The 13353-nt window shown below is 68.6% G+C and carries 12 protein-coding genes; 4 read left to right on the forward strand and 8 right to left on the reverse strand.

Annotated features, from left to right (window positions below; all coding sequences use genetic code 11):
* The first annotated feature begins 11 nt into the window (after nucleotides 1-11).
* Nucleotides 12-359 carry a cupin domain-containing protein gene (locus MMB17_RS17480; RefSeq protein WP_238311058.1) on the forward strand — a complete coding sequence of 116 codons (348 nt, stop codon included), beginning with the start codon at nucleotides 12-14 and terminating at the stop codon, nucleotides 357-359.
* Between the two features lie 27 nt (nucleotides 360-386).
* Here the strand turns inward: MMB17_RS17480 and MMB17_RS17485 are convergent, their stop codons facing one another.
* The 8 genes from MMB17_RS17485 to urtA form a co-directional block, all read right to left on the reverse strand.
* Nucleotides 387-1436: an aliphatic amidase gene (locus MMB17_RS17485; protein WP_238311059.1), complete on the reverse strand. Its 1050-nt coding sequence runs from the start codon at nucleotides 1434-1436 to the stop codon at nucleotides 387-389.
* Nucleotides 1437-1502: 66 nt separating this feature from the next.
* Nucleotides 1503-1820 (reverse strand): FmdB family zinc ribbon protein, encoded by a 318-nt coding sequence (locus MMB17_RS17490; protein ID WP_241099710.1) that lies wholly within the window; start codon nucleotides 1818-1820, stop codon nucleotides 1503-1505.
* A 1-nt stretch (nucleotide 1821) separates the two neighbouring features.
* Nucleotides 1822-3051, reverse strand: coding sequence for a formamidase (gene fmdA, locus MMB17_RS17495; protein WP_238311061.1), 1230 nt, complete (start codon nucleotides 3049-3051; stop codon nucleotides 1822-1824).
* A gap of 110 nt (nucleotides 3052-3161) precedes the next feature.
* Nucleotides 3162-3911 carry an urea ABC transporter ATP-binding subunit UrtE gene (gene urtE / locus MMB17_RS17500; protein ID WP_241099711.1) on the reverse strand — a complete coding sequence of 250 codons (750 nt, stop codon included), beginning with the start codon at nucleotides 3909-3911 and terminating at the stop codon, nucleotides 3162-3164.
* 11 nt (nucleotides 3912-3922) lie between these two features.
* Nucleotides 3923-4720: an urea ABC transporter ATP-binding protein UrtD gene (gene urtD / locus MMB17_RS17505; protein ID WP_241099712.1), complete on the reverse strand. Its 798-nt coding sequence runs from the start codon at nucleotides 4718-4720 to the stop codon at nucleotides 3923-3925.
* A 7-nt stretch (nucleotides 4721-4727) separates the two neighbouring features.
* Nucleotides 4728-5897: an urea ABC transporter permease subunit UrtC gene (urtC, locus tag MMB17_RS17510; RefSeq protein WP_241099713.1), complete on the reverse strand. Its 1170-nt coding sequence runs from the start codon at nucleotides 5895-5897 to the stop codon at nucleotides 4728-4730.
* Between the two features lie 14 nt (nucleotides 5898-5911).
* Nucleotides 5912-6838 carry an urea ABC transporter permease subunit UrtB gene (gene urtB / locus MMB17_RS17515; protein ID WP_241099714.1) on the reverse strand — a complete coding sequence of 309 codons (927 nt, stop codon included), beginning with the start codon at nucleotides 6836-6838 and terminating at the stop codon, nucleotides 5912-5914.
* A 111-nt stretch (nucleotides 6839-6949) separates the two neighbouring features.
* On the reverse strand, nucleotides 6950-8230 hold the full coding sequence (gene urtA, locus MMB17_RS17520; RefSeq protein ID WP_238311065.1) for an urea ABC transporter substrate-binding protein: 1281 nt from the start codon (nucleotides 8228-8230) through the stop codon (nucleotides 6950-6952).
* Between the two features lie 502 nt (nucleotides 8231-8732).
* On the opposite strand from urtA, the gene MMB17_RS17525 reads away from it, so the two are divergent.
* The 3 genes from MMB17_RS17525 (at nucleotide 8733) to MMB17_RS17535 (ending at nucleotide 13343) form a co-directional block, all read left to right on the forward strand.
* Nucleotides 8733-11915, forward strand: a complete 3183-nt coding sequence (locus tag MMB17_RS17525; protein WP_241102226.1) for a hybrid sensor histidine kinase/response regulator — start codon at nucleotides 8733-8735, stop codon at nucleotides 11913-11915.
* Nucleotides 11908-12840, forward strand: a complete 933-nt coding sequence (locus tag MMB17_RS17530) for a response regulator transcription factor (RefSeq protein WP_238311066.1) — start codon at nucleotides 11908-11910, stop codon at nucleotides 12838-12840. The genes MMB17_RS17525 and MMB17_RS17530 overlap by 8 nt, the downstream gene beginning before the upstream one ends.
* A 242-nt stretch (nucleotides 12841-13082) precedes the next feature.
* Nucleotides 13083-13343, forward strand: a complete 261-nt coding sequence (locus tag MMB17_RS17535; RefSeq protein ID WP_241099715.1) for a hypothetical protein — start codon at nucleotides 13083-13085, stop codon at nucleotides 13341-13343.
* The last annotated feature ends 10 nt before the right edge of the window (nucleotides 13344-13353 follow it).

The raw sequence follows: 13353 nt of genomic DNA on the forward strand, positions 1-13353 counted from the left end.
GAGCTGCCTCCATGCAGAAAGTCATCGCCTTCGCGAAGACCTCCGCCACACCCTCGACCTACCGGCCGGCCCCGGAGCGCATCCTGGACGGCGATCCCGTCCAGACCGCCACCCTCGTCTTCACCAGCGCGGATGGCCGTTTCTCCGCCGGCACCTGGTCGGCGGAACGGGGCACCTGGCGCGTCGTCTTCACGGAGAGCGAGTTCTGCCACCTGCTCGAAGGCGTGATCGTCGTGACCGACGAAGCCGGCGAGCGGACGACCTTCCGGGCGGGCGACGCCTTCGTCTCGCCGGCCGGCTTCACCGGGACCTGGGAGATCGTCGAGCCGGCCCGGAAGCTCTTCGCCTTCTACGAGTAGCGCCGCGGCGGCCCGGATCCGGCCCCGTTACGGGCCGGCAGGCGCCTCGCCGCGGCCGACGAACGGGATGCCCTCGATCGGGCATTCCTCCGTGCCGACGCTCGAGCGCGTGATCGCCCGCACCGCATCACGGACACCGTCGGGATCCTCGATCCAGCGCCGGTAGAAGTCGTAGGGGCATTCGGACAGGCCGTGCCGGTTCTCCTTCGAGTTGATCATGCCGGTATAGCCGCGGTGGAGCAGCTTGAAGAGGTGGTTCTCCGACTGGCCATGGGCGCGGAAGTCGCGGATCAGGAATTTCGACAGGGCGGCATACTGGATGCCCATCTCCTCCTCGCCGCATTCGCCCAGCGTCCGGCCGTCGAAGCCGACGATCGCCGAGTGGCCGAAATAGGTGTAGACGCCGTCGAAGCCGGCGGCATTGGCCACCGCCACATAGACGTTGTTGGCGAAGGCCATCGCCTTCGAGATCAGGACCTGCTGTTCCTTGGCCGGATACATGTAGCCCTGGCAGCGGATGATGAGTTCGGCGCCGCGCATGGCGCAGTCGCGCCAGATCTCGGGATAATTGCCGTCGTCGCAGATGATCAGGCTGACCTTGAGCCCCTTCGGCCCCTCCGAGACATAGGTGCGGTCGCCCGGATACCAGCCTTCGATCGGCGTCCAGGGCATGATCTTGCGGTACTTCTGCACGATCTCGCCCTGATCGTTCATCAGGATCAGGGTGTTGTAGGGCGCCTTGCGCGGATGCTCCTCGTGGCGCTCGCCGGTGAGGGAGAACACGCCCCACACCTTGGCCTTGCGGCAGGCCGCGGCGAAGATCTCGGTCTCGGCACCGGGAATGGTCGAGGCGGTCTCGTACATCTCGGCCGCGTCGTACATGATCCCGTGGGTCGAGTATTCGGGGAAGATCACGAGATCGAGGCCCGGCAGGCCGGCCTTCATCCCGACGATCATCTCGCCGATCTTCTTCGCGTTCTCGAGAACCTCCGCCTTGGTGTGCAGGCGCGGCATCTTGTAGTTCACGACGGCGACGCCGACGCTGTCCTGGCTCGACGAGATATCGCCGTGCATCATCGCATCATTCTCCTGTCCATGTTGTGCGGAGATGGCCTCGGGGCGCAGGCTCCGAGGCCGGTCCGATCAGTGGCTGATCATCCAGGGCCGGGCCTTCGGGAAGCTCTTGGCCGCGGCGGGGGCGGCCGCCGCCGTCCGGGGCGTGCAGCAGCCGCAGCCGGCCCCGTGGCCGCCCGAGCGCCGGGGCGCGTGGCGGCTGCGCTCGTTGGTGGCATGCGCGGCCTTCAGGCCGGGATCCATGCCCGACAGCCGGGGCGCGCGGAGGAAGGCGCGGGGGCTCTGCGCCCCGCAATCCGGGCAATCGTGCGGCTCGCGGAACTCGGCCATCGGCCGCATGACCGTGAAGGGCCCGCAGGCCTCGCAGGCATAGTCGTAGACCGGCATCTCACAGATCCGGCGAGAGCGGCATCTGGATCGAGCCGTCGAGGAACTTTTGCGGTCCCGCGGCGGTCGGGTTGATGTCGAAATCGAAGATGCCGGTCGGAATCCAGAGGGTCGCGCAGGCGTTCGGGATGTCGACCACGCCCGAGATGTGGCCCTGGACCGGGGCGGTGCCGAGGATCGAGTAGGCCTGGGCGCCGGAATAGCCGAACTTCTTCAGGTATTCGATCGCGTTGAGGCAGGCCTGGCGATAGGCCACGTGCACGTCGAGATAGTGCTGTTGGCCCCACTCGTCGACGGAGATGCCTTCAAAGATCAGGTAATCGTCGTATTTCGGCGTGATCGGCGACGGCTTGAAGATCGGGTTCTTGATCCCGTACTTGGCCATGCCGCCCTTGATCAGGTCCACCTTGAGGTGGACCCAGCCCGCCATCTCGATGGCGCCGCAGAAGGTGATCTCGCCGTCGCCCTGGCTGAAATGCAGGTCGCCCATGGAGAGGCCGGCACCGGGCACGTAGACCGGGAAATAGATCTTCGAGCCGCGCGACAGATCCTTGATGTCGCAATTGCCGCCATGCTCGCGCGGCGGCACCGTGCGGGCGCCTTCCCCCGCCGCCTTGTCGCGCGCCTCGCCCTTGAGCCGGCCCATATGGGCGGTCGGCCCGAACGGCACGGTGCCGAGCGCCGGCACCCGGTCCGGATCGGTGTTGACGAAGGCGATCTCGCGCTCGTTCCAGGTCGAGAGCAGCTTCGGATCGGGCAGGCAGCCGATCAGGCCGGGATGGATCAGGCCGGGGAAGCGCACGCCGGGCACGTGGCGCGACTTGGTGAACAGGCCCTCGAAGTCCCAGATCGACTTCTGGGCGGAGGGAAAGTGTTCGGTCAGGAAGCCGCCGCCGTTGTTCTTCGAGAAGAAGCCGTTGAAGCCCCACTGGGAATCCGGCTTGGCGCCGATATCGAGGAGATCGACCACCAGGAGATCGCCGGGCTCGGCGCCCTCGACGCCGATCGGGCCGGAGAGGAAGTGGACGATCGACAGGTCGATGTCGCGCACGTCGTCGGCGGAATCGTCGTTCTTGATGAAGCCGCCGGTCCAGTCGTAGGTCTCGACGATGAAGTCGGCGCCCGGCTTCACGGTGGCGACCATCGGGATGTCCGGGTGCCAGCGATTGTGCACCATGTCGTTGTCATAGGCCGATTGCGTGAGATCGACCTTGATCAGCGTCTCGGGCATGTCCTTCTCCTCTCGCGTTCAGGGTAGCCGTCGCCGTCCGCGTGTCCGGTGGAACCGGCCGCCGGGTGGAAGTCGGGGATGTCGGCGCCCCGCGGGGCGCCTGCCGGATCTCAGACCGACAGGAAGCGGGCGACCGCGGCCTCGTCGATGCCGGCGCGGGGCGCCTCGTGGACGATCTGGCCGTTCTCGAGGACGAGCACCCGGTCGGCCACGTCGAGGGCGAAGCTCAGCACCTGCTCCGAGACGACGATGGAGAGCCCGCGCTCGTCGCGGATCCTCCGCAGCGTCCGGCCCATCTCGCGGATGATCGAGGGCTGGATGCCCTCGGTCGGCTCGTCGAGGAGCAGCACCTTCGGGTTGCTGGCGAGCGCCCGGGCGATGGCGAGCTGCTGCTGCTGGCCGCCGGAGAGATTGCCCCCGCGCCGGCCCCGCATCTCCAGGAGCACCGGGAACATCGCGTAGAGATCCTGCGGCACCCTGCGGGCGCCCGTCACGGTCAGCCCGGTCTCGATGTTCTCCTGGACCGTCATGGTCGAGAAGATCATCCGGCCCTGCGGCACGTAGGCGAGGCCCTTCGCGACCCGGGCATGGCTCTTCAGGCCGCCGATCTCCGCGCCGTCGAGGCGGATCGCGCCGGACTTCACCGGCACGATGCCCATGAGGGTACGCATCAGCGTGGACTTGCCCATGCCGTTGCGGCCCATCACGGCGACGATCTCGCCGGGCGCCACGGCGATGTCGAGCCCGTGCAGCACCTCGCTCTGGCCATAGGCGGCGTGCAGGCTCTCCACGGCGAGGACCGGCCCGGGGGCGGGGAGGGGGGCGATCGGCGGAGCGGCGGCGGCCATCGTCTGGAGCATGATCGCCCTCCCTAGTGACCGAGATAGACTTCGATGACCTTGGGGTCGTTCTTGACCCGGTCCATCGAGCCCTCGGACAGAACCCTGCCCTGGTGCAGCACCGTGACCCGGTGCGCGATGTCCTCGACGAACTTCATGTCGTGCTCGATGACGAGCACGGAGCGGCCCTTGATGATCTGGTTGAGCAGCTCGGCGGTCTTCACCCGCTCGGCCACACTCATCCCGGCCACCGGCTCGTCGAGCATCAGCAGCTCCGGGTCCTGGATCAGCAGCATGCCGATCTCGAGCCACTGCTTCTGGCCGTGGCTCAGGAACGCGGCGCGGGCCTCGAGGTGATCCTTGAGGAAGATCGTCTCGGCGATCTGGTGGATCCGGTCGCGCACCTCGGCGTCACGGCGGAAGGTCAGGGCGCCGAAGACCGACCGCCCCCGGGGGAACGAGATCTCCAGGTTCTCGAACACGGTGAGGTCGTCGTAGATCGAGGGCGTCTGGAACTTGCGCCCGACCCCCGCCTGCACGATCGCGCTCTCGGAGAGCCGGGTCAGCTCCTGGCCCCGGTACTTGATCGAGCCGGAGCTCGCCCGGGTGCGGCCGCAGATCAGGTCGAGCACCGTGGTCTTGCCGGCGCCGTTCGGGCCGATGATCACCCGGATCTCGTCCGGATCGACGTAGAAGGACACGTCGTTGACCGCCTTGAACCCGTCGAAGGAGACGGTGAGCGCCTCGACGGCGAGCAGGAAGTCGGGGGCGGCGGCGGGGTCGAGTACGGGCTCGCCGGTCAGGGCCGCGGGAAGCAGGCTGGCGTTCATCGGGTCCTCACTCGGCCGGGGTGCCGTGGGGGGCGATGCCGGGGGGCACGGCGCGCAGGGCCCTCACCCGGCGCAGGAGGCGGGGCTCGACCTGCTCCCGCCACAGGCCGGCGAGGCCGTTGGGGAAGGCCAGCACCACGGCGATGAACAGGGCGCCGAGGCCGAACAGCCAGAGGTCGGGGAAGCTCTCGGAGAAGCTGGTCTTGGCCCAATTGACCAAGAGCGTCCCCCAGACCGCGCCGAAGAGCGAGAGGCGGCCGCCGACGGCGGCGTAGATCACCATCTCGATGGAGGGCACGATGCCGACGAAGGAGGGCGACATGAAGCCGACCTGCAGGGTGAACATGGCGCCGCCGACCGCCGCGAAGGCCGCCGCCAGGCAGAAGGCGAAGACCTTGAACCCGGCGACCGAGTAGCCGGAGAAGCGGACCCGGTCCTCCTGGTCGCGCATGGCGACGAGGATGCGCCCGAGCTTGGACTTCTTCACGTATTGCGCGGCCAGGATGCAGGCGATCAGCAAGCCGCCGTTGATGAAATACAGCACGAATTTCGCCGCATCCGTTCGGATGTCCCAGCCGTGCAGGGTGCGCAGGTCGGTGATGCCGTTGATGCCGCCGGTATAGCCCTGCTGGCCCACGATCAGGATCGTCAGGATGGCGGCGATCGCCTGGGTGATGATGGCGAAGTAGGTGCCCCCGACCCGGCGCTTGAACATCGCGAACGAGATCACGAAGGCGAACAGGACCGGAATCGCGATCACGAGGATCAGGGTCAGCGGCAGGCTCTTGAAGGGCTGCCAGAACCAGGGCAGCGCCGTGATCTGGTTCCAGTCCATGAAGTCCGGGATGCCGGGCGTCGACTGGATCTTCGTGTTCGCGACGCTCGAAGCCTCCAGCTTCAGGTACATCGCCATGCAATAGCCGCCGAGCCCGAAGAACACGCCCTGGCCGAGCGAGAGGATGCCGGCATAGCCCCAGCAGATGACCAGGCCGAGGGCGACGAAGGCGTAGGTGAGATACTTGCCGACGAGGTTGAGGCGGAAGCCGTCGAGGGCGAGCGGCAGCACCACCAGGATCACGCCGGCGAGCACCAGGAGGCTCAGCCACTCGACCGGCTTCATGAAGGGGTTGTCGTTGACGGTCACCGCCTTCGACAGGTTCTGGACGGGGTTCGTCATCGCGGGCGGCCTCCTCAGCGCCGGACTTTCAGGGTGAAGAGGCCCTGCGGCCGCAGCATCAGGATCACCACGACGGCGAGCAGGGTGAGCACCTTGGCCATCGAGCCGGAGAGGAAGAACTCGAGCGTCGATTGCGTCTGCGAGATCGAGAAGGCCGAGGCGATGGTGCCGACCAGGCTCGCGGCGCCGCCGAACACGACGATCAGGAAGGTGTCGACGATGTAGAGCTGGCCCGAGGTGGGCCCCGTCGAGCCGATCATCGTGAAGGCGGAGCCGGCGACGCCGGCGATGCCGCAGCCGAGCCCGAAGGTGAGGCGGTCGACCCGGTCGGTGTCGATGCCGACGGCCCCCGCCATCGTGCGGTTCGCCATCACGGCCCGGATCTGCTGGCCGAAGCGCGAGCGGAAGATCAGCAGGGCGACGCCGAGGGTGATCAGCGCGGTGACGCCCATCACGAACAGGCCGTTGATCGGCACCTCGATCGTGTCGGTGACCTGCACCGATCCGATCAGCCAGGACGGGAGCTCGACGCCGACCTCGCGGGCACCGAACAGCGAGCGGTAGGCCTGCTGGAGGATCAGCGACAGGCCCCAGGTGGCGAGCAGCGTGTCCAGCGGCCGCTTGTAGAGGTGGCGGATGAGCGCCCATTCCACCAGCATCCCGAGGGCGCCGGAGGCCAGGAAGGCGAGGCCCATCGCGACGAAGAAATAGGCCGGGAACAGGGCCGGCAGATGCGCCTGGAAGAAGGACGAGCACAGATAGGTCATGTACGCGCCGAGGATCATGAACTCCCCGTGCGCCATGTTGATCACGCCCATCTGGCCGAAGATGATCGCCAGACCCAGCGCCATCAGCACGTAGACCGAGAACAGGATCAGGCCGGCGAAGCCCTGCATCGCGAAGATCGCGCCGAGATCGCCGAGGGAATAGTCGCCGAACATGCTTGTCGAGCTTCCGCTGTGAGCAGGGGCGGAGGGCGATCGTCCTCCGTTTCGTCGCGCGGCATCTCCCGAGCCCCCTCCCCCGGAGAGGGGAGGGGGGCTCGCGTGCGATTACTGGTAGCCCTTCGGGAACGGGTCGGGCTTGATCAGCTCGGGGCTGGTGTAGACGATCTCGAACTGACCGTCGGTCTTGGCGCGGCCGACCCGGGTCTTCGACCAGAGGTGATGGTTCGGGTCGATCCGCACATAGCCTTCCGGGGCGCCCTTGAACTCGACATCGGCCGAGGCGGCGGCGATCTTGTCGACGTCGAAGGAGCCGGCCTTCTCGACGGTGAGCTTCCACAGGAACGGGCCCAGATAGGCCGCCTGGGTGACGTCGCCGATGACGGTCTTCTCGCCCCACATCTTCTTGAAGGCGGCGACGAAGGCCTTGTTGTTGTCGTTCTCGATCGACTGGAAGTACTTCATGCAGGCATAGGCCCCGGCGATGTTCTCGCCGCCGATGCCGTCGATCTCGTCCTCGGTGACCGAGATGGTCATCAGCACCTGCTTCGACAGGTCGATGCCGGCCGCCTTGAGCTGCTTGTAGAAGGCGACGTTCGAGCCGCCGACCACGTCGGCGAAGATCACCTTCGGCTTCGTCAGCTTGATCTTGTTGATGACCGAGTTGAACTGCGTGTGGCCGAGGGGGAAGTATTCCTCGCCGACGACCTTGCCCTTGAGCACGTTCTCGACGTGCTTGCGGGCGATCTTGTTCGAGGTGCGGGGCCAGATGTAGTCCGAGCCGATGAAGTAGAAGGTGTCGCCACCCTTCTCCTTGTGCACCCAGTCGAGCCCGGCGAGGATCTGCTGCGTCGCCTCCTGGCCGGTATAGATGACGTTCTTCGACTGCTCGAGGCCCTCGTAGAAGGTCGGGTAGTACAGCATGCCGTTGTATTGCTCGAAGACCGGCAGCACCGCCTTGCGCGAGGCCGAGGTCCAGCAGCCGAACACGGCCGCGCACTTGTCGTTGACGAGGAGCTTCTTGGCCTTCTCGGCGAAGGTCGGCCAGTCGGAGGCGCCGTCCTCCTGGATGATCTTGATCTTGCGGCCGAGCACGCCGCCGGCCGCGTTGATCTGCTCGATGGCGAGCTTCTCGGCCTGCTGCGCCCCCGTCTCCGAGATCGCCATCGTGCCGGTCACCGAATGCAGGATGCCGACCGTCACCTCGCTGTCGGTGACGGCGAGGCCCGTGGTGTTCACGGCCGAGGTCGGTGCCGCCGCGGCGGCGTTGCGCCCCATCAGGGCGAGGGCCGGGGCGGCGGCGAGGCCGCCCGCCAGGCCCATGAGCAGCTTGCGCCGCAGCGGCGAGTGCAGGCCGCCATCCCGGCCCGGATCCGTCTTGTCTGCCATCGTGCCTTCGCGTCCCTGGTTCCGGCACGGTGCGGCCGGTGCGACGCAGTCAGGCTAGGGGCGCGGGTGCAGCGCAGCATATACGCTGTTTTGCGTATGTCGCGGCCCGGGATGTGCAGGCAGGGTCGGCCGCTGTCTGGCGGCGCGAAGCATCCGTGCTGCGATGGGGAACGATGTGGGGGCTGTTCCGGGAGTGCCGCGCGCGCGCAGATCTTGCGATTCCTCCGCATCCTGCTGCGCCACCTCACCTGGCATTGTAGCGACGGGGCTCGAATCCAGTTCTGGTCGCCAGCGCATCATTCCGATTCGACGCGATTACAATCGGCTCGTCGCCGACGAGACCCTCGAGGACTACGCCCTCCGCTTCACCGCCAAGAAGGCGCGGCGCTGGACGCCGGGGCAGGTCGCGCTGACGGCGCTGGGCTCGATCTCCTTCCTGGCGCTCGAGGCGATCGGCGGCACCCTGGTCCTCACCGCCGGCTTCACCAACACCCTGGCGGCGGTGGTGGCGACCGCGCTCGTCATCTTCGCCACCGCCGCGCCGATCACCGTCTACGCCGCGCGCTACGGCGTCGACATGGACCTGCTGACCCGGGGGGCGGGGTTCGGCTATCTCGGCTCGACCCTCACCTCGCTGATCTATGCGAGCTTCACGTTCCTGTTCTTCGCCATCGAGGCGGCGATCATGGCGCTCGCCCTGCAGCTCTGCTTCGGGCTGCCCCTCGGCCTCGGCTATCTCGTCAGCGCGGGCGCGGTCATCCCGCTCGTGGTCTACGGCATCCGCCTGATCAGCCGCTTCCAGATCTGGACGCAGCCGCTGTGGCTGATCCTCAACCTGCTTCCGGTCGCGGCCATCCTGGCGAAGGGGACGCTGCCCTTCGAGGCCCTCGCGGCCTTCCCCGGCCTCGGCCCGGAGGCGACGGCGGGCTTCGACGTCCCCCGCTTCGGCCTCGCGACGGGCGTGCTCCTGGCGCTGCTGGCGCAGGTCGGCGAGCAGGTCGACTTCCTGCGCTTCGTGCCGCCCCCCGAGGGCGGCCGGCCGGACCGGCGCTGGTGGTTCGCGGTCCTGGCGGGGGGCGCGGGCTGGATCGTGCCGGGCGTGCTCAAGATCCTGCTCGGCGCCAGCCTCGCCTATCTCGCCCTGCGTCAGGGGGTGCCACCCGAGCACGTGGCCGAGCCGACCCAGATGTACGCGGTGGCCTTCGGCACCGTCACGGACTGGCGCCCGGCGGTGCTCGTGCTCGTCGGCGTCTTCATCGTGCTCTCGCAGTTGAAGATCAACCTGACCAACGCCTATGCGGGCTCGATCGCCTGGTCGAACTTCTTCTCGCGGCTGACCCACAGCCATCCCGGGCGGGTGATCTGGCTGGTGTTCAACGTGGTGATCGCCCTGCTGCTGATGGAGCTCGGCATCGACAAGACCATCGCCAGCACGCTGCCGCTCTACGCCGTCGTCGTCGCCTCCTGGGTCGGCGCCCTCGCCGCCGACCTCGCGATCAACAAGCCCCTCGGCCTGTCGCCGCCGGGCATCGAGTTCAAGCGCGCCCATCTCTACGCGGTGAACCCGGTGGGCACGGGGGCGATGGTGCTGGCCCTGACGATCGGCTGCCTCGCCCATCTGGGCGTCCTCGGGCAGGCCCTCCAGCCCTTCGGCCCGCTCCTCGCCCTGGCCTGCGCCTTCATGGGCGCGCCCGCCATCGCCCGGCTGACCGGGGGACGCTACTACCTGGCCCGTCCGCCCCAGACGCGCTGGTCCTCCGGCGAGATCGTCTGCCGGGTCTGCGAGCTGCCGTTCGAGCATGAGGACATGGCGCATTGCCCGGCCTACGGGGCGCCGATCTGCTCCCTCTGCTGCTCCCTCGATGCCCGCTGCGGCGACCAGTGCAAGCCGCACGGGCGGCTCGAGGCCCAGGCCCAGGACCTGATCGGCCGCGTCCTGCCCGCCCGCACCGCGGTCTGGATCGGCGCCCCGCTCGGGCGCTATCTCGCCCTGATGCTGACGCTGGTCTCGGTGACCGGCCTCATCCTCGGCATCGTGCAGGCGGGCGCGACGCTGGCCCATCCGGAGCAGGGCGAGGTTCTCCGGGCGGCCCTGCTGAGCGTGTTCTTCATCCTGGTGGTGATCCTGGGCATCGTCAGTTGGCTCTTCGTGCTCGCCCAGGAGAGCCGGCGGGTCGCCCAGGCCGAGACGCGGCGGCAGACCGCGCTCTACGAGGCCGAGATCGAGGCCCACAAGATCACCGACGCGAAGCTGCAGGCCGCCAAGGAGAGCGCCGAGGCCGCCAACCTCGCCAAGAGCCGCTACGTGGTCGGCATCAGCCACGAGCTGCGCACGCCCCTCTCGGCGGTGCTCGGCTACGCCCAGCTCCTCGAGAGCGATCCGGCCATCCCGGCCCCGCGCCTGAACGGCATCCGGGTGATCCGGCGCAGCGCCCAGCACCTCTCGGGGCTGATCGACGGCCTGCTCGACATCTCCCGCATGGAGGCCGGGCGTCTGCAGATCCACCGCAACGAGATCCGCCTGGGCGATTTCCTCGACCAGCTCGCCGACATGGTCCGGCTGCAGGCGCAGGAGGCGGGGCTCGCCTTCCGCTTCACGCGGCCCGACACCCTGCCGGCCATCGTCGCCACCGACGAGAAGCGCCTGCGCCAGGTGCTGCTCAACCTCTTGTCCAACGCGATCAAGTTCACCGAGCGCGGCGAGGTCTCCCTCGGCCTCAGCTACCGCAACCAGGTCGCGCTGTTCACGATCCAGGATACCGGGCCGGGCATCCCCGAGGCCGATCTCCAGCGCATCTTCGAGCCGTTCGAGCGCGGCTCGACCCCGGCGGCCCGCAACGCCCCGGGCACCGGCCTCGGGCTGACCATCGCCAAGCTCCTGGCGCAGGTGATGGGCGGGGAGATCGACGTCACCAGCGTGGTCGGGCGCGGCACCTGCTTCCGCCTGCGCCTGATGCTGGCCTCGGTGACCCGCCCGGCGAGCAACGGGCTGGCGCTTCCGGGGGCGGAGGCCTCGCCGGCGGCCTTCGCGGGACCGCGCCGCGTCGTGCTCGTGGTCGACGACGACCCCGCCCACCGGACCCTGATGCGCGAGATCCTCGAACCGTTCGGGCTGGTCGTGCTGGAGGCGGCCTCCGGCCCCGACTGCATCGCCCTGGTCCAGCGCCAGACGGTCGACCTGCTGCTCCTCGACATCGCCATGCCGGGCATGACGGGCTGGGCCGTGGCCAAGCACCTGCGCGAGACCGGCTTCGGCGGCCCCATCGGCATGGTCTCGGCCAATGTCCACGAGATCAGCCCGATCCGCGGGGCGGACGCGCCCCATGACGCGATCATCGCCAAGCCCTTCGACCTGCGCGACCTCCTGGAGCAGGTCACGAGCCTTCTCGGCCTCGAAGCCCCCGCCCCGGCGCCTGCAAGCCCAGCCCCCACCGCTTCGGAGCGACGGAGGCCGGCCCGCGAAGCGGCGGCGAGCCTCGCCCCCCGGCACGTGGCCGAGCTGCTGCGCCTCGGCCGCATCGGGCATGTCCGCGGCATCGCGGCGAAGCTCGCGGAGCTGGACCATGACGGCGCCGCGCCGCCCGAGCTCGTCGCGCAGCTCCGCGGCCTCACGGAGAGCTACGACCTGCGCCGCTACCTCCAGATCCTGCACGACCTGCAGCGGGCCGACGCGGACCATGTCTGAGGCCCATCGCGACATCGTCCTCGTCGTCGACGATTCGCCCGACGCCCTCGGCATGCTGACGGAGGCGATCGAGCGCACCGGCGCCACCGTCCTGGTCGCGGTCGCGGGCGACCTCGCGCTCGCCCTGGTCGACGAGCTCACGCCCGACGTGATCCTGCTCGACGCGGTGATGCCGGGGATGGACGGGTTCGAGACCTGCCGGCGCCTCAAGCGCAAGCCGCACCTCGCCGACGTGCCGGTGATCTTCATGACGGGCCTGTCGGAGACCGAGCACATCGTGAAGGGGCTGGATGCCGGCGGGATCGACTACATCACCAAGCCGATCGCGCCCGACGAGCTCCTGGCCCGCATCCGCGTGCATCTCACCCGGGCCCGGCTCGCCCAGAGCGCGCGGGCGGCCCTGGATACGCTGAACCGGACGCTGCTCGCCGTCTCGGCGGAGGGACGCGTGCTGTGGTCCACGCCCCAGGCCGGACGCGTCCTCGCCGCCTTCGCGACTGCGGACGCGCCCCCCGGCACCGCCCCCAACCTCGCCCCCGGGCTGCCCCCCGGCGCCGTGGCCTGGCTGCGCGGCTGCCTCGCGGGCGCCACGGCCGCGCCCTTCCCCTTCGCGGATGCAGCGGGCGCCCGGCACACCCTGAGCTTCATCGGACGCACGGCCGACGAGATCCTGCTCAGGCTGGCGCAGGACAACCCTTCCTCGGGGCCGGAGCGCCTGCGCAGGACGCTGCCGATCACGAGCCGCGAGGCCGAAGTCCTGTTCTGGCTGTCGCGGGGCAAGTCGAGCCGGGACATCGGCGAGATCCTGACCCTCAGTCCGCGCACCGTGACGAAGCATCTGGAAGGGATCTACACGAAGCTGGGGGTCGAGAACCGGACCGCGGCGTCGCTCATCGCCAGGAAGCAGCTCGAGGACGGCGACTGAGCCAGGACCGCACGCGGCCCGACGGCATACAGGCGACAAGAACTTCCAACCACCAAGTGGGTAATCAGAAATATCCCGCAGCGGTCGAAACTTCTTCCTCGAGATACGCGTACGGATGCGCCGAAGGGGAATGCTCACTGAATAAACAGGAGCATCCGATGCGCCTTTTGATCACCACGGTACTGTTCTTTGCTGCATTCGCTCGCCCGTCGCTCGCCCAGGACCCGCAAGACGCTCCATCGGTGACGCCCGAGCAACGGAGATCCGTCAGCGACGAGCGGGCCGCGGAGATCAGGGCCGTCCTGGCCCAGGCCCGGAAGCGCCAGGAATCCGTCGATCGCCAGAACACGGATCTCTGGGCGCGCTGGACCCATGCCGTCTGCATCGGATGCAATCCGGCCCCGAAGGGGCTGCGCATCGTGCACACCTACCCGCACCGCGTCCTGAAAGGCATTCCCGCCGCCGAGGACGACCGGCGCGAGCGCCTCGGCCTGCGGATCTAGACCGGCGAGG

Origin of the sequence: Methylobacterium organophilum (assembly GCF_022533465.1) — a bacterium.
In the GTDB taxonomy this organism is placed as follows: Bacteria; Pseudomonadota; Alphaproteobacteria; order Rhizobiales; family Beijerinckiaceae; genus Methylobacterium; species Methylobacterium organophilum.

What these genes read in the sequence shown, in the direction of transcription:
- MMB17_RS17480 (WP_238311058.1), top strand. Translation starts at nt 12, where the DNA reads ATGCAGAAAGTCATCGCCTTCGCGAAGACCTCCGCCACACCCTCGACC.
- MMB17_RS17485 (WP_238311059.1), bottom strand. Translation starts at nt 1,436, where the DNA reads ATGATGCACGGCGATATCTCGTCGAGCCAGGACAGCGTCGGCGTCGCC.
- MMB17_RS17490 (WP_241099710.1), bottom strand. Translation starts at nt 1,820, where the DNA reads ATGCCGGTCTACGACTATGCCTGCGAGGCCTGCGGGCCCTTCACGGTC.
- fmdA (WP_238311061.1), bottom strand. Translation starts at nt 3,051, where the DNA reads ATGCCCGAGACGCTGATCAAGGTCGATCTCACGCAATCGGCCTATGAC.
- urtE (WP_241099711.1), bottom strand. Translation starts at nt 3,911, where the DNA reads ATGCTCCAGACGATGGCCGCCGCCGCTCCGCCGATCGCCCCCCTCCCC.
- urtD (WP_241099712.1), bottom strand. Translation starts at nt 4,720, where the DNA reads ATGAACGCCAGCCTGCTTCCCGCGGCCCTGACCGGCGAGCCCGTACTC.
- urtC (WP_241099713.1), bottom strand. Translation starts at nt 5,897, where the DNA reads ATGACGAACCCCGTCCAGAACCTGTCGAAGGCGGTGACCGTCAACGAC.
- urtB (WP_241099714.1), bottom strand. Translation starts at nt 6,838, where the DNA reads ATGTTCGGCGACTATTCCCTCGGCGATCTCGGCGCGATCTTCGCGATG.
- urtA (WP_238311065.1), bottom strand. Translation starts at nt 8,230, where the DNA reads ATGGCAGACAAGACGGATCCGGGCCGGGATGGCGGCCTGCACTCGCCG.
- MMB17_RS17530 (WP_238311066.1), top strand. Translation starts at nt 11,908, where the DNA reads ATGTCTGAGGCCCATCGCGACATCGTCCTCGTCGTCGACGATTCGCCC.